We start from the raw sequence: 20546 nt of genomic DNA, 5'->3' as shown, positions 1-20546 counted from the left end.
CGCTCGTCATCTTCTAGCAAGCTAGAAATGTTACCGCTCGACTTGCATGTGTTAGGCCTGCCGCCAGCGTTCAATCTGAGCCATGATCAAACTCTTCAATTAAAAGTTTTTTCTGTCCCGAAGGACACGCTCAATGAATTCTGATTTTGATACCTTTCGGTATCGAATTGACTGTGCTGCAACAAGTAAACTTGTTGCTGTTGGTCACTCATTTTCCAATTAAGGAAAAAACATTGAGACTCTAAATTTGTTTGCGTCCCTACCGAAGTAGTTCTGCTGTTAGAACTCAATCTGTACGAGTGCCCACACAGATGATTGCTTCATATTTTTAAAGAACAGTGCGATGAATCAGCGCTTGGCTTCATCTCGCTAGGGGTGTGCATTCTAAGCATTCCCATTTTTTTGTCAACACTTAATTTTAAGAAGTTTTAAATTTAAGTTTTACTCGACGCTGACTCGTTGTTGCTTTGCTTTTCAGCGTAGCGCTCCGTGTCAGTGGGGTCGCATTATAGGGCGGCGAATTAAAAGCGCAAGCGGTTTTTGCAGTAAAATATGATTATTTTCATCCTTTTTACCTATACAGAATTACACACCAAAATCACACAAGTTACCCACAAAAAGCTGTGGATAAATTGGCTTTAATAGCCTTTATAAGACTCTTCTATATATATGTGTTAGATTACGCGCCCTAATTTATCCGTTCATATATAAGTAGGCTTTGTAGTTATGGCTGATGTATTAAACTTTATTAGTGGATTGCTTTGGGGACATGTTCTCATCTATCTATTAATAGCAGCAGGTTTATTCTTTACTCTTCGTTTAGGGTTTATTCAATTTCGTCAATTTCCTTATATGGTAAAAGTTATGGCTAATAGCCGTAGCGGTGCCAATGAAGGGATATCATCTTTTCAAGCATTTTGTACGTCTTTGGCCGCACGTGTTGGCACAGGTAATATGGCGGGTGTTGCCGTTGCGTTATATATAGGCGGTGCAGGTGCGATTTTTTGGATGTGGTTAATTGCCCTAATAGGCATGGCTACCAGTTTTGCAGAAAGTGCCTTGGCACAGCTTTATAAAACAAAAGATGAAGACGGCAACTTTCGTGGTGGCCCTGCTTATTATATGGAGTATGGCTTAGGCAAGCGCTGGATGGGAGTTTTGTTCTCTTTATGTCTGATCCTCGCTTTTGGTTTGGTCTTTAATGCGGTGCAAGCTAATTCAATAGCAGCAGCGTTTGAAGTGGCATTTGACGTGCCCAAGTATATAATGGGCGGCATATTGGTTGTAGGCTCTGCTTTCATTATATTTGGCGGCCTAAAAACCATCTCACGTTTTGCTGAGCTAGTGGTGCCATTTATGGCGTTGGCCTACTTATTGGTTGCACTATATATATGTGCCATCAACTATGATTTGCTGCCCGATGTATTTAAGCAGATCATCTTTAGCGCTTTTGGTATTGAGCAAGCTGGCGCTGGTGCCATTGGCTACGCAGTGATGCAGGCCATGATCCAAGGTATTAAGCGAGGCCTGTTTTCAAATGAAGCCGGTATGGGTAGCGCGGCCAACGCAGCCGCTACTGCAACCCCAAATCCTAACCACCCTGCTTCACAAGGTTATGTGCAAATGCTTGGCGTATTTGTTGATACTATTGTTATTTGCTCGGCAACTGCCGCACTTATTCTATTGTCTAACCAGCTTGTGCCAGAATCAGGCGTAACTGGTATTGCACTAACTCAAGCGGCATTAGTTGAACATGTGGGTGATTGGGGCGCGACCTTTATTGCCATCGCTATTTTGTTTTTTGCCTTTACCTCTATTGTAGCAAACTACTCATATGCAGAGACCAACTTGATGTTCTTAGAGCACAACCATAAACATGGTATGACGATATTCCGCATATGTGTGTTAGGCATGGTGATGTTTGGTGCGGTTGGAGAGCTTGGTGTTATTTGGACCATGGCAGATGTATCAATGGGCCTAATGGCAATCGTCAACGTAGTTGCACTATTTATGCTTTCAGGTTTTGTGATTTGGTTATATAAAGATTACAACCAACAACTTAAATCGGGCAAAACACCTGTTTTTGATGCAAACCAGCACCCCAAAATGAAAAAGACCTTACCCAAAGGGGTCTGGTATTAATAGATAAAAAGTGTGTGACTGCCTGTTTAGCAGGCAGTTACACGCCTATAAGCTCATTTAATGTTCAAACAAACCAACTACTTATTGCCTTTCCAAAAAATATCCGTATAGTTACACCCAAGTCGGCATATAGCGCAGCTTGGTAGCGCACTGTCATGGGGTGTCAGGGGTCGCAGGTTCAAATCCTGCTATGCCGACCAGCTTTTCCTTACCCTATTCAATAAGTTATATCACGTTTTAGATACCTTCAATTTAGCCTTATGCAAAATAAGTCCAAACTCCCTACTAAAAATACAGAGAAATGAATAGTTCATTCAAGAATAAGTAGGCTATAAGCTGTAACCGCTCCTCTACTCGGCCCTGTCGATGCTCATAAGATTTCCCCACCTGCTTACCTTAACCATGCAAAAATGCGCGGCGAACACAGCGTGAAACACAATGATAATAAGGCGTATCCGACAAGCTAATTTGCCGCTTCCTTGCTAATCCCATCGTTCACTCCTTGAACTGAAAATTTGAAATGAATTTAAGCACTCAAAGCATAGAAAAGTCACTCAGGTTCCAAATTTGAGTGGCCATTTATGTCCTCGTTAATCTCACAAAAAGTGCATCACCAGCTTTGCTTATGGCCTCTATAGGGTTGTTTGTAACACCTTCAAATAGCCAGCTAAGCATTAAAATATACCGTTAGGAGCCAAAACGTACGCTAGCAGAGAAATTGCGCATATCACCGCAGCTATCCCGGCATAATGTACAAACGGATTTTTTGCTGGTCCTTCCATTTTTATTAACCCCTCTTTTAATGTGAAAACAAATTGGAATCTGTTACTATTTCTCAACGGTGGTTATCTCCTTTAAGCTTGTATAACTACATCCTTGGGTGCGCCAACACCGCGAAGGAATTCTTTTAACCTGCCCTGTATGGCGGGTTTTGTTTTTGTACTGTTTAAAATGATGCTAACGTATTTTTTATTACTGGAACGTCGAGTAAAGAAATAAATATTTAACGACCCACTCACTGCAAATTATTCTACATGTAGAATTTCTCTAGCCCTGTGTAACCACCCTTTTTGGACAACTTCTGTCATTTATCGATATTTTCCAGCAAAACACGCATCCGTTTTTAATTTTGAACCTCAAAAACTTGGCTTCTAATTAAATTTCTATTTTTTCACTGTTCAATCAAAATCCTGACTTGAGCCGTATTGACCTCTAACTTTTAATAACAAGTCATCTGTATTACTGGTGATAACATAAAAAGTTCGACACCTTGCGTACTCTGTATGCATTTGTTGCTAGACGGTACAGGCATCATGGCGCTAGATTATTATTCAGTGAACATCTTTAATGGGTATAACTAGGCTTATACCCTTAGGGGTTTATTGCCACTCTCCTGTTAGCATTTGATTTGCTAGCTCGTTAGCTCGATTCGGAACTTGATTGGCCCAGCGACTATTCATCATTTCATTGGCTGCCTGCTTGTAGTTACCACACTCCACATGCTTGAGCATTTTTAAAAGGCAATTAAACCGTTTAAACCAAGGTTAAACGCCATATTCACGAACACGCAATACGAGCTTCATTACATTTACTTATATCAATGCGACGCTTAACTCCTGCTTTGGCTTCTTGTATGTCTTTAGCAAGTAGCTGTTCAGCCTCTTCTTCGTTAATTCCCACATCACCTAAGTTAAGACCATATCCGATGGGTAACTTTCCCCCTGTGCAGTAATAAGGAAACTGTCTAAAGCCTTCGTGCTTTTTTATTTGCTCTACGGTCAGCATGTTTGACATAACAATGGCTTCCTAAATTTGAATACAAAAAAACCCGCATTTGAGCGGGTTTGTATAAGGTTTTTAACTATTAACCCTAAGTCGATTCTCAGTGAATACAGATTTTACTTTCTAAGTTGAAGGCTTTCCGTGTTTTTCGATTATTTTGATCACAGAGTCAGTAGGTAGAATTAAACGAGACAGCCACCGCTAAATGGAATTATCAAAATAATAGCCGCAGCTATTTCTGCTTTACCAGCATGATTGTGGTTAAGTGTTTGGGGTTATAACGTGCTTTAGCCAAGCAATTTGTCGTACTAGCTGATGCTAGTTTGCCGCTTTATTTCTAAATGTGCGTAGCGGCCATCCTCTTATTGGGTCGCTCTACAGCCCCTTTCAAAGCTTGAGTAGATTGTGTGGTGAGCTTTAAACAGCATTCGCTTGTGTATGAGTAGCTGTGAATGTTTGGCAGGCTGCAAGTACAGTGACAAAGACTAAACAACCCATCAGCTAAAAATTAGCTGAACACTTTGATGCGCATGTTCATTTTCCGTGTCGATAAAATTAAATAACTATTAAGTAACACAGCTAGTTAAATACCAGCATCACTTGTTATTTATAAACTTTTAATTATACAAAGCTAAATATGGCAATTCGGTGAATTCTTCAGGGCTAAGCGATTCATAGATTGGTGAAAGGAACAAAAAGGCGGTATTTAAAGCATTGGTAGCATAACAAGGTTACTCATCTATGATAGTGGTGATGCGACATCAACAGCTTATAACAACAAGTACAAGGATTTATGCTGTTTTAATCAATAAGGTTACTTGCGTAACCTCTGCATCACCTATCTGTTTCGCTAGCTATTTACTCTAGCAAGCGTATACCGTTGGGCAAAACTCAGGCGCTGTGTGGCAAGCACCATAATCTTTGCTGTAAGCAAACGTACCGCCAGCAATTTCTTTTGTTTGTTTTGCACTTAAGTTTTTGTCTGCGCTTAGCGCTTTTAATTTAACCTTTTTGAGTTTCATGTTGTTTCCTGTTGTAAAATGGCCCCGGATAGGCGACTTTGCCTAAGCCTGAGGTTAATTATTAAAGTAAGTTATTAAATTTGATGAACGAGTGATTATTCAACAGTGCTCATCAATTAAACACTGTGTTTAAATTAGCAACAGAACTCAAGTCTCTTAACTTGAATAATTTTGTTAACTCTCTATCTTACTGTTTCTTAAACTATTTATTATGTTGAATTTTTATCATACATGCACAGTAATGACAGCGTTGGTATTTTTGTGGTAAGAGCCTTTACTTATTCCTTTATGACACATTTCAAAATAAAGCGTGAGCCTTAAGCTGTAGACTCTCAATTATTGGTCTATTCTGCGCAAATGACTCGTAGCACTTTTTTAAGTGTGCTTAGTTCATAATCCGTTTTCGATAAATCATGAATCGTACATTTGTAATCCCTTGTAATACGCAAGTTGCAAGCTAGCAACTAAGGTATTAGGTAGGTTAAAAGCTTATTCATTTTCAGCTTGTCGTTATGTTTAAAGTTAGAAATAAAATATAGCGCAACCTGTGTCACCCTGACGAAGGTCAGGATCTCTTAAGCAAATAGCATTCTGGTACATTGCACGGTTTTTAAAGAGGTATGATTGGCATAATAAACGTTACTAATCGCCGTAGAGAATTTCTCATATACCCGTTGCAAACATATTGAATTCGCCAGCACTGTCACACCCTTGTCACTCAAAAGGTCTTAATTACAAATTAACAACCTTTGGATGAAAAATGTTCACACATACAAAAAACAATACTCGTCACCTTATCAGCAACCGCACCATCCTAATTATGCTCGTACTAATAGTGACTTTGTTTTCCGTTTCTTTGTTGGCAACGCCTTTGCCCAAGGCTCCTTCAATTCGTATAGATATACCCAACACTACACAAGGGCCATTTTGGCCACCAAGTGCCGTTGTTGATGAAGATGGCAACTATATTGTTGTTGGTACTTTACTAGTTAAGCAAGCGTCTGGAGAAGTCGTGCCTGTACCTTCTCAAGCTGCGATTGTCTCAAAGCATACTGTCCCTCCTTTAGATGAAAATGGCCGAGAAGATTTTACTAATCCGTTTGCCGCAGAATATAAGGTGATACGTCACCTTGACCTGTCTGCAGGGAGTGCTGATCTGCAGCTGCCTCTTTATGCCAATTCATATGGCCCACCACGAGGTCACTTTGGTGGTATCGCAAGAGTGCCGATGGACGCTGATACAAAATATAACCACAATAGTTTGAGTCAATTTCCGTGCCCTGAAATATTTCCTGCAAAGTCTCAAGAATTTACTTATCGACGCCCTCTTATGCCACTGCACCAGGTACCAATCAGTGGCTTTCAAGGCGATCAAAAGGCGTATGATGTGGATAGTGGTGAGGTTTATATTCCTAATGCTAAGGTCGGAGAACACTGCCCGCCACTTGGGTGTAGCGGAGAAGACAATATCGATGAGCGTAACAATACGGTGATTACATTAGGCCAGTGGTTAGAGGCAAAAATGAAGCTGACTATTACCCTTGCTGACTATGATAGGCAAAGTAAAGGCTACACCGCCGCAGTATTTCAAATCAAAGCTAAAAACATGTTACCCAATGCGATTTATCAGGTGATGGCGTTTCGCAGAAACAACTTTGAAGGCGACCAAATCAAGATGCTACCCGACCCTCTCGCTGTCCCTCCTATTTTACTCTCTGATGACAAAGGAAAAATAAACTTCTCACGCAAAATCAATAACCCATTTCCCGCCATTGAGCATGATGAAGACGGCTTACGCGTTATAGGCCTCGTATTAACTTATCGGTCTAATTTTCAAACCTCAGGCGCGTGTGCACTTAAATTAGGGCCTGGGGTAGATATACACGCCATCGGCAGCACTTTGAATGATTTTCCAAATGGTATTGTTGATTTTATAACGACAAAAAAACAGGCTCACAGCCACTGATCTGGACTATCTATTATCGCCAAATTGCAATTATCAAAATAAAGCTAACATCATAATTATATTGGAATAACTAAACTATCTGCTAGTCTAGTTCTTCCAATCAAAAGAAATGAAAAATTACACGCACTTTATATGTCACACACTGATTGTTTGGGTAGTCAAACTTTATAGGCGTCACGAATTAGGCTTAGTGACTAATTCAGACCCTTTAACTTAAATATCAATTGACATTAAATATAAAGGTATCACTTAATGAAACTATATACCCACCCTTGGTCAAATCATGCAGCTCGTGTTCACATCTTATTAAATGAGCTTGGGCTGGACTATCAAGCTCACGCTGTGGAGCTAATGGAAGAGAATCTTAAACCAGAATATCTGCAAATGAATCCAAACGGCAAGGTACCTGTTCTTGATGACAATAGCTTTATTATATGGGAGTCACACGCTATTTTACGTTATATTAGCGATAAGTATGACGACGGCAAATACTACCCTAACAACAAACAAAGATATCTTGTAGACCAATGGCTTGACTGGAACCACACACGATTAAATGTTGAAGCAATTACTATTAACTTTAACAATGTCGTTCTGGGTGAAGAAGGTGACCAACAGGCAGTTACAGCCGCGAAGGAAGAAGCGTTGAACCTACTGACTATTTTGGATCAGGCTCTATCTGGCAAAAACTTTATCTGTGACGAGTTTAGTATCGCCGATATTTCGCTGTTTACGTCGGTTGTTTATCTTAACGAAAACAAAGTTGATTTTAGTCAGTTGCGTAATGTCCAACGCTGGTTTGATGCAATCAACCAAAGAGCTTCTGTAAAAGCGCCTTTAGAAGGCATTAAAGAAGCATATTAGTGCAAATGAATTAACTCCTCGTCCTACTCATGCCTGATTGTTTTGCTATCAGGCATTTTAGTTCTAGCGCACACCTTTACGCTCCGATCATTTGCTCATGTAATAAATGTAGTAGTCATGCGCAATACTATAAAATTGTAAAAGAGAAAGACAACACCTGCTTGCTGAGTGACAAGTAAAGCCCTACTTAGTGGTTATCGAAAATGAGATATGGCAAAAAATGAGCGACAGTGACTATCTGGCGCTCAATTAAAAAATACCGATTAAGGATTAGTTTGAGCAGTTATGTACAAACTCAAAAATAAGCTGGCTATGGTCTACTAATGTGTTGTCAGGACTTGATTGTAAACATGCTCCTTGAATATCAACCAGCTCTACACCACTGCCAACTTCAATGCCTGCCGGATGATATGCGCCCGAGAGGTTTTCAAGCCAATTAAGAACCACGCTACTTAACAACACTGTGTGCGAGTTTGTAAGCACATCAACGCCATTTACATGACCATGAGCAGAATAAACTTCTCCAACCTCCACACCTCTCATTTCGACTGAAACGGAGCCAGAAACAGAGTAACCACGAGATGCCGTACCGCCATATCCCGATAATGTTGCCAATGGGTGAGACTTAACCGTCTTTGGGTCACCACACATAGTAGAACCTGGCTGGCTAAAGTTTTTTATTTGCTCTATTTTAGTGTTTATGAGCGTAACGTCTTGCGCACCATCGAGTTTAAAACCAATCGCACCTTTGTTAACGTGAAACATGCTGTCTCCGTTACAAAATAAACTATCTGCGCTAGGCACAACTGATGTGAGGTATTCGCTACCTCTTTTACCTTCAACCCAGTCGAGTAATGAACGGCTTATGTTTAATCTCGACACATCTAGTGGAGCATTCTCAAACTCACCATTTAGCTTTGCTTTCGCTACGAACGCTTGTGCGTTACTCACCACGTTCCCTAAATATCTCGCATTAGCTAGTGACTCGTCTGAAATGGTCATAAGCTGGCCAGTTTCAGGGTGGCGATTAAACAGCTGAAAAACTGCACCATTTGGATCTATAACCGCGGTACCATTATTATCGATAGCAATTACTTCCACAATATCAGCATGCTGCGCTTTTACCACCACATTTCTAAAGGTGACGTTACGCGCCGGAAATTTCTGGGGAGTATAGGGAAGTAACGGAAAACCATTCACAGCCACACCCATATGGTTTAACAAATAAGAATACGAATTACCGTCTAACAAACCCGACTTATTATGAAAAATAGCATATTCATCAGCATGGAGCGTGTTATTTATTTGGCCATTACCGTAAATAACATCTGCATAAACATTATTGATACTTGTTTCTAAACTTGATTTTATATCGTGAACATCAAGCTGTGCACCATTTACCTCCAAAACGGTAGGTGAACCTACACGCTCAAGATAATTAATATAATGTTTAATAAACTGCGCGGCAGAAAACAGTCCTATGATAGGGATATCTTTTCTGTTGTTTGCATATGAATTGTTGATCTCTAATCCATCCACACCGTTTAAGGCAACAGCAGCAACTTCGAAGTCTTCAAAATTTACATTTTCAATTTTAACGTTCACGTTACCGTTACCATGGATCCCATGGTGAGCAGATAAACCAAGTGTGCCATTTTTTATGACAACATTTTTTGCAGGATCGAAAGTTGTGCCAAAGTCGGCCGGTCCTTGTTTAGGAATAAATGGCTGATCTGCTAGTTCTATCAACGCAAAAAAACGCTGCAGCAATGCATGCTCTTCGCTTTGCTGTAAAACTTTTCCATTTAGGTCAATCGTTACGTTGTCTGCACTTACCGCAATTGCGGCAAAAAATCCCAGCCCGTAAGCCGCCGGATCGTATTTACTATTAAAGGGTTTAAATTTGTTGTTATTAGCTTTACCGTGCTTATATTGAGTAAACAATGGAAATCCAGATTGATAAGCACTGATGGGTAAATTTAGATTTAAAATTCGAGCTTGATTTGGGTGTTTAGTAGCATAGTCGCTCAGCGCTTCTATGCTATTGGGATTAAATGTGATGTCTTCAGATAGCACATAAGTTCCTGGCTCATTGATCAGATATGTACCATATTTAAAGTCCTCATTGCTTAGGTACACGGTTTTATTTTTTGCCAATGAGTGACTACTGTAAAAGGCTATTACGCCTAATAAACATACTTTCGCTAGAATATTCATACTATATCTCTATTGTATTTTTAATGTTTTTATTGGTGTGAAAACGCAAATTCGACAGCATTGATATACCTCATAGCTATCGAACTTAATATCGGTTTTAGGTTTTGAAATGAGTGCTGGATTTACCCTCTAAGATTGAACTAAAGGGGCACTTTTTTTGGCTTGCCATGCCTGGGTAAAAAAGTCAGCGTTTTTAACAGCCCATTCTTCAAATGCAATTGGTGATCGGCCCAATATATTCTCAACGTGATCTGTTATCTTGAATAAACTGGCGTGCTCGGTTTCCCATTTGAAATATTCCATAAAATAAGCTGGCGCTTCTTCTCCCCATAACTTAGAAAAAACAGGCGTAATGGAATTCAAAAACACGGCTTCGTCACCGTTATAGGTGATCTCTTCTTTCCAAACTCTGCTAAACAGCTTTGCAACTTCAGCGAATGTCATCAAATCAGGCCCAGTTACATCTATGACTTTACCAACATATTCGTTGCGTGGGTTTATCAATAGCTCTGCACTGACCTGCGCTACATCTATCGGGTCAACCCATGCTAGGCGTTTGTCAAAAGCAATTTCAATCGCTTTGCGTTCGATGATTGAAGGCGAGAACATACGGCTAAAATCATCCATGTAATAACCTGCCACATTGATAAAAGTGACAGGCAATTCGGCATCACGATATAACTGTGTTGCCAGCAAATGCTGCATCGCAGGGTAATGTCTATACTTTTTTAGTTTCTCGGGGATGAGATCCATGCTCACTCCAGGAGGTGTTCCCAAAATTCGTATGATGTGCTTAACAGTTCCTGCGTGTTTGCTGGCATTTTTCATGTTTTTCACCAATAAATCTTCGTTAAAGACATCTGGAGATACTTGAAAAACCCCTTCTACGCCATCAAGTGCAGCCGACAAGCTCTCATAATCGAGTAAATCAGCATGCACTGCATGTGCAAAGGGAAACATCGCTTCCAATAACGCTAGATTGTTAGCGTCATGCGTTGCTACTTTTATTTTAACATGGGGTTGTTTTTGATGAATATACTTAACCACTTCAGCACCAATATGGTCTTTAGCGCCAAAAACGAGGATACAATCTGCCTGTTCGAAGGAGGTACTCATTACATAATCCTTTGTTATAAAAAAGGCTGCACATGCGTGCAGCCAAATAAGTTACTTTAATTACTTGTAGAATTTTGCGTAGATATACGGCACCATCACTTTTAACTTGCCGTCTTCTTCTTTGATCTCGAAGTACTTTCTGATGTCTTTTGCGGTATCAAGGTGATCTTGCTCCAAAGCAAATACTTTTTGGAAAAACTCACCAATTTCTTCATCACTATCAAATGCAAACGGTACATCAAACTCTTCGACTACAGTCTTTGAGGCACGAGCGAAACGTCCTAGGTTGATCATCCGAGAATACGAAGGAAATAACCCCTGATGTCCAGTACTTGTAATATTATCAACCACTTCGTCGAAGTAACGCTGAATGCTTGAAGAATCAGCAAAGTCACCTACGCAGAAGTAACCGCCCGGTTTTACTTTCGCCAACGCGGTTTTAGTAATCCAGATCTGATCTTCCATGTGGTGCCAGCCACCGAGTGATACCGCTTTATCACAGCTTTCATTATCTAATTCATTGAGATCTAATAAATACTCTAAATGAGAAAATGCTTGCACCTTCGTTTTGTTTATTTCTAATGTATTCGGGGCTATATCTTGAACAATCAGCTTACCACCGATATTTTGCGGTGCGATTTGCTCAGTTAAAAAGCCCGTCCCTGCTGAAATTTCTAGGATAGTTTCATCGGGTTGTGCATCTAGCTGCTCGATTAACCAATCGCCATCACGACGTGCATCAGGGTACTTCGCAATCGCGTACTCGTAAGACTGAGCAATAATGTTAAAACGTGTATCATCAATATTAGTTTGCATAGTTATATTCCTAAATTTAAGTTAATGAATTAATTGATAAGTTTTAGTTCTTAAGTTTTGATCTCACTAACGGTTCCCTTACGGTTTCCTTTTGTGAAATAAATATCTGCATCTTCGTCACCTTCAATGATGGGTGGCACCTGAAAACCATACACAACCAGCGGTTCGTCTAATGCCCTTAGTCCATGCTCAACACCCGGTGGGATGTTGATCATTGAAAGCTTTTCTATAGGCGAATACTTGCCATCTAAATACACTTCTCCACTGCCTTCCAAAACCAAGATGAAAGCATGGCCTTTTTTATGTACATGTGGTTCTAGCTCTTTGCCTGAGTCAAGTGTTACGTATTCACAACCCGCCTTATCCAAGCCCGTTCCACTCAACACGCGGTACATTTCTATACCTTCTAACTCCTGCACAGGAGACTCGCCCACTTTGCGAACAAACCAATCTGCAGCGACTTTCTCTCCCATGATTTAGTACCTCTTAGCAAATGCGCTCAGTTTGTGTTCTAAAATATCAAGCGCTTGGTCATCAACACGGCCAATACATGCCCTAACCCCTTTCGTGCACTCACTGTAAAATGTGGTCAAAGGTAAAACCGCCACACCATAAAAAAGCAATTCTTTGGCTAATTGGATCCCGCTGAATTTGGGATGAGAAAAGCAGACATAAAACCCGTACTGCTGCTGAGCTGAATTACTTTGATAAACAAGGCTAAAGCCATTATTAGTTAATATATCTTTAAGGCGCTTTGCTCTATCTCGATAAACAGACAGCGATTTTTCCAAGTCCCAATCGCCCTGATTTATGGACTTAAGTACATTGCTAATGCCAAACTGAGCACTGTGGGGAGCACCACCTGTAATGTTGAAAATTAGGCTTCCGCATTTAGCACGAACATCCAGCTCGCCTTTTGCCAATGGGTTATCAAGTAGCTGTTTTGAGCCAACCAAGAACCCCACTCGCTCACCTGCATAACTGAGCATTTTGGAGCTACTAAGCACTAAGAAATATTCGTTGCATACACCTGCAATAGAAGGAAATAACGCTTTTTTCATGGCATTTTCATGCATGCCAAGATAGGTAACATCTTCAATGGGCGTCACACCATATAAATTGCATAAATCGGCAATACCCTGAAGTTCAGCGCTATTTAACTGACGCCAAGATGGATTATTCGGACTTGCCCAACAAATAGCAGACACATCTTGTTGCTTAAGCACATGTTCGATGCTGGCGACCAACTCTTTATCAAACCGTTTATCGAGTTCCAGACACTCAGGCTCCAAACCTAAGATACGGCATTGCTCAATCATTGGAGGATAAGTCGGCGTTAAAAATAGCACTTTGCTTTTTTCTGGGCGCAGCTGATGCGCTGCAGATAAGGCAACAAATAACGCTTGTGTCGCGCCGCATGTTACAAAAACATCATCGCTAAAAAAGCGTGTGCATATTCTCGAATTTAAGAATTCACAGAGCTCCTCTCGCAGTGAAGCTATCCCTTTGAATGGGGGATAAAGCTTTGTATAAACAGAGTCATTGATAGTCGCAATATGCTGGTTAACACAATCGCTCGGTGGTTCAATTCCTGGAATACCAAAGTCCATACGTGTTAGCGCGATTTTTCCCTGCGCTTCCAGTGCATCAGTGGCTTGCCAAAACTCTTCGATGTTAAAATTGCTCTCATCAAAATTGAAGTCAGCCATAACTTTGTTTACGTGTTTTCTAAGTTCATCAACATTGTTGTCAAACAAACTTATTTCATTTATTAAAGACATAATGGTCACACTCATCTTTTTTTAATACTCAACCAAATTCCAAACCTGACTCGGCTGGTATTGCGAGGTACCTAGAGGACACCTCGCACTTTTTGGTTAATTATTTTGCCTCGCCACGAATGTGGGACATTACGAATGCGTATGTTCTGTCTGCGACATCTTTGCCAATTTGGCGGCCAGCACCAATGGATGGCTTAAAATGCACGCCAGACCAGAAACGACTGTTACCGCAGTCCATTTCAAAGTCTGTCCATGTTGCAAACTCTAAGCTGATATCTTGTGTGGGCGTTACGCCTGACTCAAGTGTCGAACTGCCTTTGCTGTAGTCAAGTTTCCAATTTAATTCATCAGTACCAAAAAACTGACGACTAACCTTGGCATGTGCGGCACAAAAGCTTGCAGATGCTGACGGGTACTCAGGGTGATCAGCAACAGGTAAGTAGCTCATCCATCTATCCGCTCTCACCGAATGCATGTTCTCTCCTGGCTTACCCTTGTAATCCACTTCATTTTCGCCATACAAGTGCCTAATCGCGCTAAATGGACGGACCGCATCAAATCGATATTTGTTGTCCCATATTGTTATTGCTGTATCAAAAGTGGTCATGTTTGAAAGAAATTCATATTGAATAGATTCAGCAAGACCTAGTCCTCTTTGAATCGTTGTGTCTAGCCCCGATTGCGCAAGACTCGTCAGCTTGTCATTGAATAATTCAGCTTTTAATTTTTGCTCTTCAGTAATGGCTGCTCTTGCCTGAATGACTTCATCAGCTTGTGCCTTATAACGCACATAGTTTTCTATCTGGCTTGCTTCTGGGTAAGGCGCAACAAACTCACTAGGATGAGAGTAACTATATGGTTTGGTATCTTTTAACTGCGGCGTTACAAACTGTTGGATCGAATATTGACCATAACGATGCTCGCTCATATTAGGCTGCCAACGCGATGGATTCTCGATTTCATATGCCGTATTAACGGGACTATAACGAGTAGAATCCGCGTAGGCTGTGCCTGCACCAACATCATCATTTCCGAGCTGGTTCATACCATCATTTTGACGTGCTTGGACAACAGCCAAACCAGCTAGATTACCAATACCAATAGCTGTGCTTTGGTTGATCTGCTTCTTATCAGGATTTAAGCCTGCCTTTTGCATCATTTCGCGCCATTTATCTTCATGCTCCGGCAGCAAGTTACTCAACACTTGATAAGATGCATACATGGTGGCGATGTTCATATGGCGATAGCTGTTACGCTTTTTAGCTGGCTGTCGGCGAATTTTAGAATACACACCAACTGCTGTTTCGTGATACGGAGCAATCGCGTCAAACCACGCATTGGTCAGTAAAGCCGTTATCCTTAATAATAACGGCGCATCCCCCCCTGTTGGCGATACCGACTCGTACAATACTGGCACAAGTTGAGGTATCACAATTTCTGAATAAGCGTGAATATGATCTAATTCACTATTTTTCTTGTTATCTATGCTTTCGCTGGCAACTGCATTACCCGCTATTGCAAATACCATACTAAAAGCTAAAGCTAGTCGGTTCTTCTTAAACATGATTATTTTCCTTGTAATTACAGACAAAACACTATGTTTATCGTCCAGTTGTTTTGGTTTACAGGTTTAGACAAACCAATGTTAAAGGTGTGACAAAATAATTATTAAATTTTAAATAAGTTTACAAAATTTCAACTTTAGACAATTGAAAGGTACTTATTAGCACTATAAGATAGCGCCCAATTTAATTGCGAAACGACAAACGCACTTAAATTTTATTGCAACGTTATTCAAGGAAACGAAAGGAGATTAAATGGTAGTAATTATCAGTTAGAAAATAAGGTTTAGCTTTTATAAACCAAATTAAAACGGGCAGAAAAAGAAACAAATTTACAACATAAAGCCCGCAATTATTGCAATTTAAGTCGGAAATAAAATGAAAAGCATGTACGAGAAAGATAATGCTGAACAAGCTATCGAAGAGAATATAGATAATCTACTGATCCATGTAAAAAAAGGTGATAAAAAAGCGACTGAGGAGCTGTTTACCCACCTAAACAAACAGGCTTATGGCATCGCAATACGCTTTTTAGGGGATGCTCATGAAGCAGAAGAGGCGTGTCAAGAAATAGCACTCAAGGTGTATAAAAACCTTAATAATTTCAGGGGTGAATCAAAATTTACAACATGGGCATATAGGATCGCAATCAACTCATTGATAACAATGAGAGATAAAAAAATGTCCAAACAAGAAATGAGTTTTGACGAGTTTGCAGAAAATATCCATTACGACATCGGCAATGAATATAGCAAAGAATCAGACACGCCAGATTATCATTTACTAATGGAAGAAATTAGAATTTCATGTAGTTTAGCCATGCTGCAATGCTTGGATGATAAAGCAAGAATGGCGTATTTACTCGGTGAAGTGCTCGATATTGAGCATGGTGAGGCTTCAGAAATGTTAAACATTACTCAGGCTAATTATCGTCAGCGATTATCTAGAGCAAGAAAAAGCATTGTTGGCTTTATGACTGATAATTGTGGATATGTAAATAAAGAAAATCCTTGCAGATGCAGTAAACAAATTGACAAATGTTTAAAAAACAATTGCATAAGCAGAGATAAAATTGATTATTCACCTATGAATATGAATAAAGCTCAATGGGATGAAGCTAAAGAATATATAGATAAAATTAATATAATAGAAGAAAAAGTAAGGTCCATTTATAGGAACGTAAACATATCAACAGAAAAAATTAATATAAAAGAAATATCTATGTAATGTTATTGACCACCTTTTTAGGTGGTCAATTGAGAAATATTAATAATAGAGAGATTGAAGCTAAAAGCTCATCTTCTTTATTATATTCACGCCTTTAACTTGGTGATGAAAAACAGCTGAAATATGAATAAATAAAAGCAGCGCAAGAACTATACAACTGTATCTGTGGATCTCTAAAAAAGCCTGGGTGACGTCACCTTGCTCAATAATCGGCTTAAATATGAAATAACTGCCAAAAACAATATCTCTTTCCATCATTAACACACCACTGATGAGCACTATGCTGATCACAACATAAATAATAAAGTGCATAGTGTTAATTAGCGTTCTTTGATTCTTAGTAAACCTTTGATCTACAGGCTTGCCAAAGTAAATTGCAAATATAATACGAGCGACGAAAAATGGCACAAATAACAAAGTAAGAGACACATTAAAATTTCCTATCGCTTTGGCATACTCTTCTGAAAAAATACCAAAAGCAACTGAAAAGCCTGTTATTGTCGCCCATAAGATCACTAAGGCGGACATCCAATGTAGCAACTTCTGAATTGGATGATAGTGATTTACATTAAGGGTATTTTTTTGATTTTGTTTTTCTGCAATGTGCAAAGCATCAGTGCTCCCAGCGTTGACGCTTAGCTCACTCCCTGCAAAAAATATATTTTTCATAAATTTTCCTCTCTCAGTGCGATATTTAAATTGGTTATTTTTCGCTCAGACATTTACCCATTCCGTTGCGTAAAGACTCAACACTTTTAACTAACGCATTGTTTGACTATTTGAAGGGGCTAAGCGTGACAAAAAATATTTTGTCACAGGATATTTTTTGTCAAGTCTAAGTGGATATATTAATTAGCAAGGATATATTCATGACAAATAATAATCACAGCCCAGTGCTGCACCCAATGGTGTCGCCTAGCATTTTAAATTTAATTGGGCAAACCACCATTGTTAAAGGCGATGGGGTTTTTGTATACGATAAACAGGGTAATGAACTGCTAGATTGCATGGCGGGTCTTTGGTGTGTCAATGTAGGTCACAACCACCCTAAAATGAATAAAGCAATCACTGAACAGCTGGAAAAAATTGCTTTTTACAACTCATTTGTCGATTTCACCAACGAACCTGCTGAAATGTTGGCTAACGAGCTATTGACTTGGTTAAAGCCAGAACAAATGGCAAAAGTCATGTTTAGCTCTGGCGGCTCCGATGCCAACGAAACAGCACTAAAACTTGCTCGCCAATATTGGCTACTGGAAGGCCAAAAAAATAAAACACAATTTATTTCGCTAACGAATGGTTATCACGGTTTACATTTTGGGGTTACTTCTATTACCGGTATAGAAATACATAAACAAGCTTACGCCCCGCTACTGCAAAACTGCCACCACATCCCTACCCCTTGTCTTTATCGGAATCCATGGACTAGCGACAGTGATGAGTTAGCAGACATTATTGCCAGCCAGTTAGAAGAAAAAATCATAGCCATAGGCGAGCATAATATTGCTGCGTTTATCGCAGAACCTATCCAAGGTGCAGGAGGTGTAATAGTACCACCGGCAAAGCTATGGCCGCTGTTTAGAAAAGTCTGTGATAAATACAATATTTTGCTTATTGCAGATGAGGTTGTCACAGGCTTTGGCAGAAGCGGTGAATTGTTTGGTTGCAGAAACTGGCAAGTCAGCCCCGACATTATGTGCTTAGCCAAGGGGCTAACTTCTGGCTATATACCTCTTGGCGCCACAGTTCTAAACGAAAAAGTCGCAAAAGCTTGGCAGCACTCAGGCCCAGAAAGCATGATCATGCATGGGTATACGTATTCAGGCCATCCTTTAGCATGCGCAGCAGGTTTAACTGCACTTAGCATCGTACAAGAACAGCAACTACACATTAATGCAGCACAAGTTGGAGAATATTTACTGCAATCTTTGCGACCTTTTAAAGAACACTACTCACTGGTCGGAGACGTGAGGGGTAAAGGCCTCATGGTCGTATTAGATTTAGTTGAATGCAAAACCTCTAAAGCGCCATTAGACCCAGCTTCACCTTTAAACCAACAACTTGTTCAATTGGCCCAATCGCAAGGGGTGATCATTCGAAATGTTGGTTCAAAAGTCATTCTGTCGCCGCCACTGACTTTCACACGATCTCACGTTGATACCCTAGTTAAAACGCTTCATTTCGCGTTTGACAGAGTGTCTTCAAATTAAAATCATAACTATCATTTAAGGAAAAACAATGAAATATTTTAAATCAAGCCTGCTTGCCTCAATGTGTATGAGCACATTCGTCATGGCCCAATCTACACCAAACACGCAACATGTTAGGTTTGCCAATGCCACTCAAGCACTGCAGCAAGGCTTTGAAATTCAAGGTGAGTCATTTATGCCTGGTGTGGCTTTTTTTGACTTCAACAATGATACCCTTGTTGATATTTACATGGCTAACGGTCATGGCCAGCCCAATGCATTATACAAAAACCTCGGCAATGGCAAATTCGCTAATGTTGCTACGCAAGCAGGCGTGGACAATACAGGTTATACCACGGGCATAGCTGTTGGTGATTTAAACAATGATGGATATGACGATCTGTACGTTGCGGCCCAAACGACTATGGGAGATGGAGTAAATGCAGAAGATGGCCCTGATGTTATCTATATCAACCAAAAAGACGGTACTTTCAAGCCTCTAAGCGCGTCATCAGGCCTACAAGAAGCAGGATTTACCACCTCGGTTGGGATGCTAGATTATGATAAAGATGGTGATTTAGATATCATTGTTGGGCGCATGATTGATATGGATATTTTTGATCCCCAAGCAAACCGCACAAACCCAACTGTTAGAAGCCACTTATATCGCAATAATGGCAACCTGACATTTACCAACGTAACTAATGAAGTTGGTGTTGGTAAAGATTTCACAACTTGGGCCATCGCAGTATTCGATTACGACAATGACAACGATGTGGACATCTTTTTGGGCCACGAACAAGGCCCTATCTCATTATTAGAGAACCAAAATGGTAAATTCGTTGATAAAACAGACATCGCTGGTGACATCAGCAAGTACGGTGCTTGGATGGGCCTAGCTGTAGGTGACTACAACAATGATGGTTTAATGGATATTTATGGCACAAATATCAGTGACTTGTACATTAACAGAGATCCTAGTCGACCTGACGTTATGATCCCACCTGCAGAAACTTGGGATAATCCGTGGCCAACATTATTCAAAAACAATGGTGACGGTACATTCACTGATGTAGGTGAACAAGCAAAAGTGAAAGCCCCCTATGAGTTCTCATGGGGTACGTTCTTTGCCGATGTCAACAATGATGGCTGGCAAGATATTTACATGGCTCAAAACATGGCCCCCGTGGGTATCATTGGCGATGCAGCCAACGGAGCCGGACCTGGCCGCTTATTTATTAATAAAAAAGACGGTACATTTGAAGATGCAACCTACTCAGCTGGCGTCGTTAATTATGGCCAAAATGACCAATGGTTAGACGGTCGCGGCGCAGCAAAAGCTGACATCAACAAAGACGGTCTGGTTGATTTTTATCTCGTGAACACACCACAAGCAGACCCTACCGATTTGAGCAAAAACTTAGCGGGTACAGGTAAACCATACTTGTTCAAAAATACCTCTAATCATAAGAACAAGTGGCTGCAATTGCGCTTGGTTGGTGGCGAAGGTTCCAATACCAATGCCATTGGTGCGCGTGTAGAAATATATAAAGACCGCGAATTTGAACACTTTATGCAGGCACAAACCATTGAAGGTGCGAGCAGTATCTACTCTGTGAATGAGCGCGTTTTACATTTTGGTCTTGAAAAGGCAAAACGAGTCAGTGTCAAAGTCACTTGGCCTAATGGCAAACAGCAGATATTTAGAGATCTTAAATCTGGTAAACGCTTCACTTTAGCTCAAGGTTGTGCAATGCCAATCAATGAAAACCAATTGCAAAACACGACCAAATTAGCACTAACCGCTGCGCAGCTATGTAAATAACGGTTAACCATTTCTCCATTAGCTTGGTGGACTACTT

The 20546-nt window shown here is 40.3% G+C and carries 16 protein-coding genes, 1 tRNA gene, 1 rRNA gene and 1 pseudogene; 7 read left to right on the top strand and 12 right to left on the bottom strand.

Annotated elements, in window-relative coordinates; all coding sequences use genetic code 11:
- Positions 1–102, bottom strand: a 16S ribosomal RNA gene (locus HG263_RS10845); the annotation flags it as partial.
- 624 nt (positions 103–726) lie between these two features.
- Between HG263_RS10845 and HG263_RS10840 the strand changes: the two genes are divergently transcribed.
- Together HG263_RS10840 and HG263_RS10835 are read left to right on the top strand one after the other, a co-directional pair.
- The gene (locus tag HG263_RS10840; RefSeq protein ID WP_171626087.1) at positions 727–2142 is read left to right on the top strand and encodes an alanine/glycine:cation symporter family protein; all 1416 of its coding nucleotides are present in this window, start codon (positions 727–729) and stop codon (positions 2140–2142) included.
- A gap of 123 nt (positions 2143–2265) precedes the next feature.
- Positions 2266–2342: transfer RNA gene (locus tag HG263_RS10835), tRNA-Pro, on the top strand.
- 118 nt (positions 2343–2460) lie between these two features.
- Here HG263_RS10835 and HG263_RS22390 read toward each other — a convergent pair.
- The 4 genes and pseudogenes from HG263_RS22390 to HG263_RS10825 all read right to left on the bottom strand — a co-directional run.
- A pseudogene (locus HG263_RS22390) lies at positions 2461–2634 on the bottom strand (transposase); the annotation flags it as partial.
- 887 nt (positions 2635–3521) lie between these two features.
- Positions 3522–3653 (bottom strand): lysozyme family protein, encoded by a 132-nt coding sequence (locus tag HG263_RS22575; protein WP_281358257.1) that lies wholly within the window; start codon positions 3651–3653, stop codon positions 3522–3524.
- Positions 3654–3699: 46 nt separating this feature from the next.
- Positions 3700–3936 carry a glycoside hydrolase family protein gene (locus HG263_RS22385; protein ID WP_246239935.1) on the bottom strand — a complete coding sequence of 79 codons (237 nt, stop codon included), beginning with the start codon at positions 3934–3936 and terminating at the stop codon, positions 3700–3702.
- A gap of 851 nt (positions 3937–4787) precedes the next feature.
- A complete protein-coding gene (locus HG263_RS10825; protein ID WP_171626086.1) occupies positions 4788–4946 on the bottom strand; it encodes a hypothetical protein in 159 nt (52 codons plus the stop codon).
- A 760-nt stretch (positions 4947–5706) separates the two neighbouring features.
- Between HG263_RS10825 and HG263_RS10820 the strand changes: the two genes are divergently transcribed.
- Positions 5707–6912 carry a hypothetical protein gene (locus HG263_RS10820; protein WP_171626085.1) on the top strand — a complete coding sequence of 402 codons (1206 nt, stop codon included), beginning with the start codon at positions 5707–5709 and terminating at the stop codon, positions 6910–6912.
- Between the two features lie 252 nt (positions 6913–7164).
- On the top strand, positions 7165–7776 hold the full coding sequence (locus HG263_RS10815; protein WP_171626084.1) for a glutathione S-transferase family protein: 612 nt from the start codon (positions 7165–7167) through the stop codon (positions 7774–7776).
- Between the two features lie 270 nt (positions 7777–8046).
- Here HG263_RS10815 and HG263_RS10810 read toward each other — a convergent pair whose 3' ends face one another.
- From HG263_RS10810 to HG263_RS10785, 6 genes are all read right to left on the bottom strand, one after another.
- Positions 8047–9993: a hypothetical protein gene (locus HG263_RS10810; protein WP_171626083.1), complete on the bottom strand. Its 1947-nt coding sequence runs from the start codon at positions 9991–9993 to the stop codon at positions 8047–8049.
- Between the two features lie 129 nt (positions 9994–10122).
- Positions 10123–11109, bottom strand: coding sequence for an SDR family oxidoreductase (locus HG263_RS10805; RefSeq protein ID WP_171626082.1), 987 nt, complete (start codon positions 11107–11109; stop codon positions 10123–10125).
- A 60-nt stretch (positions 11110–11169) separates the two neighbouring features.
- Positions 11170–11925 carry a class I SAM-dependent methyltransferase gene (locus HG263_RS10800; RefSeq protein WP_171626081.1) on the bottom strand — a complete coding sequence of 252 codons (756 nt, stop codon included), beginning with the start codon at positions 11923–11925 and terminating at the stop codon, positions 11170–11172.
- Between the two features lie 50 nt (positions 11926–11975).
- A complete protein-coding gene (locus tag HG263_RS10795) occupies positions 11976–12398 on the bottom strand; it encodes a cupin domain-containing protein (RefSeq protein ID WP_171626080.1) in 423 nt (140 codons plus the stop codon).
- A gap of 3 nt (positions 12399–12401) precedes the next feature.
- Complete coding sequence (locus HG263_RS10790) at positions 12402–13706, bottom strand: pyridoxal phosphate-dependent aminotransferase (protein ID WP_171626079.1); 1305 nt, start codon at positions 13704–13706, stop codon at positions 12402–12404.
- A 100-nt stretch (positions 13707–13806) separates the two neighbouring features.
- A complete protein-coding gene (locus tag HG263_RS10785; protein WP_171626078.1) occupies positions 13807–15270 on the bottom strand; it encodes a vanadium-dependent haloperoxidase in 1464 nt (487 codons plus the stop codon).
- Positions 15271–15646: 376 nt separating this feature from the next.
- On the opposite strand from HG263_RS10785, the gene HG263_RS10780 reads away from it, so the two are divergent.
- A complete protein-coding gene (locus HG263_RS10780) occupies positions 15647–16495 on the top strand; it encodes an RNA polymerase sigma factor (RefSeq protein ID WP_171626077.1) in 849 nt (282 codons plus the stop codon).
- 60 nt (positions 16496–16555) lie between these two features.
- Here the strand turns inward: HG263_RS10780 and HG263_RS10775 are convergent, their stop codons facing one another.
- Positions 16556–17164 (bottom strand): cytochrome b/b6 domain-containing protein, encoded by a 609-nt coding sequence (locus HG263_RS10775; protein WP_171626076.1) that lies wholly within the window; start codon positions 17162–17164, stop codon positions 16556–16558.
- Between the two features lie 200 nt (positions 17165–17364).
- Between HG263_RS10775 and HG263_RS10770 the strand changes: the two genes are divergently transcribed.
- Together HG263_RS10770 and HG263_RS10765 are read left to right on the top strand one after the other, a co-directional pair.
- On the top strand, positions 17365–18705 hold the full coding sequence (locus tag HG263_RS10770) for an aminotransferase class III-fold pyridoxal phosphate-dependent enzyme (RefSeq protein ID WP_171626075.1): 1341 nt from the start codon (positions 17365–17367) through the stop codon (positions 18703–18705).
- Between the two features lie 28 nt (positions 18706–18733).
- Positions 18734–20509: a CRTAC1 family protein gene (locus tag HG263_RS10765; RefSeq protein ID WP_171626074.1), complete on the top strand. Its 1776-nt coding sequence runs from the start codon at positions 18734–18736 to the stop codon at positions 20507–20509.
- Positions 20510–20546 lie beyond the last annotated feature (37 nt).

Origin of the sequence: Pseudoalteromonas caenipelagi (genome assembly GCF_013140855.1) — a bacterium.
GTDB lineage: Bacteria > Pseudomonadota > Gammaproteobacteria > Enterobacterales > Alteromonadaceae > Pseudoalteromonas > Pseudoalteromonas caenipelagi.
Note: the sequence above shows the minus strand (reverse complement) of the source record. Positions and strands in the feature narration are given on the sequence as shown.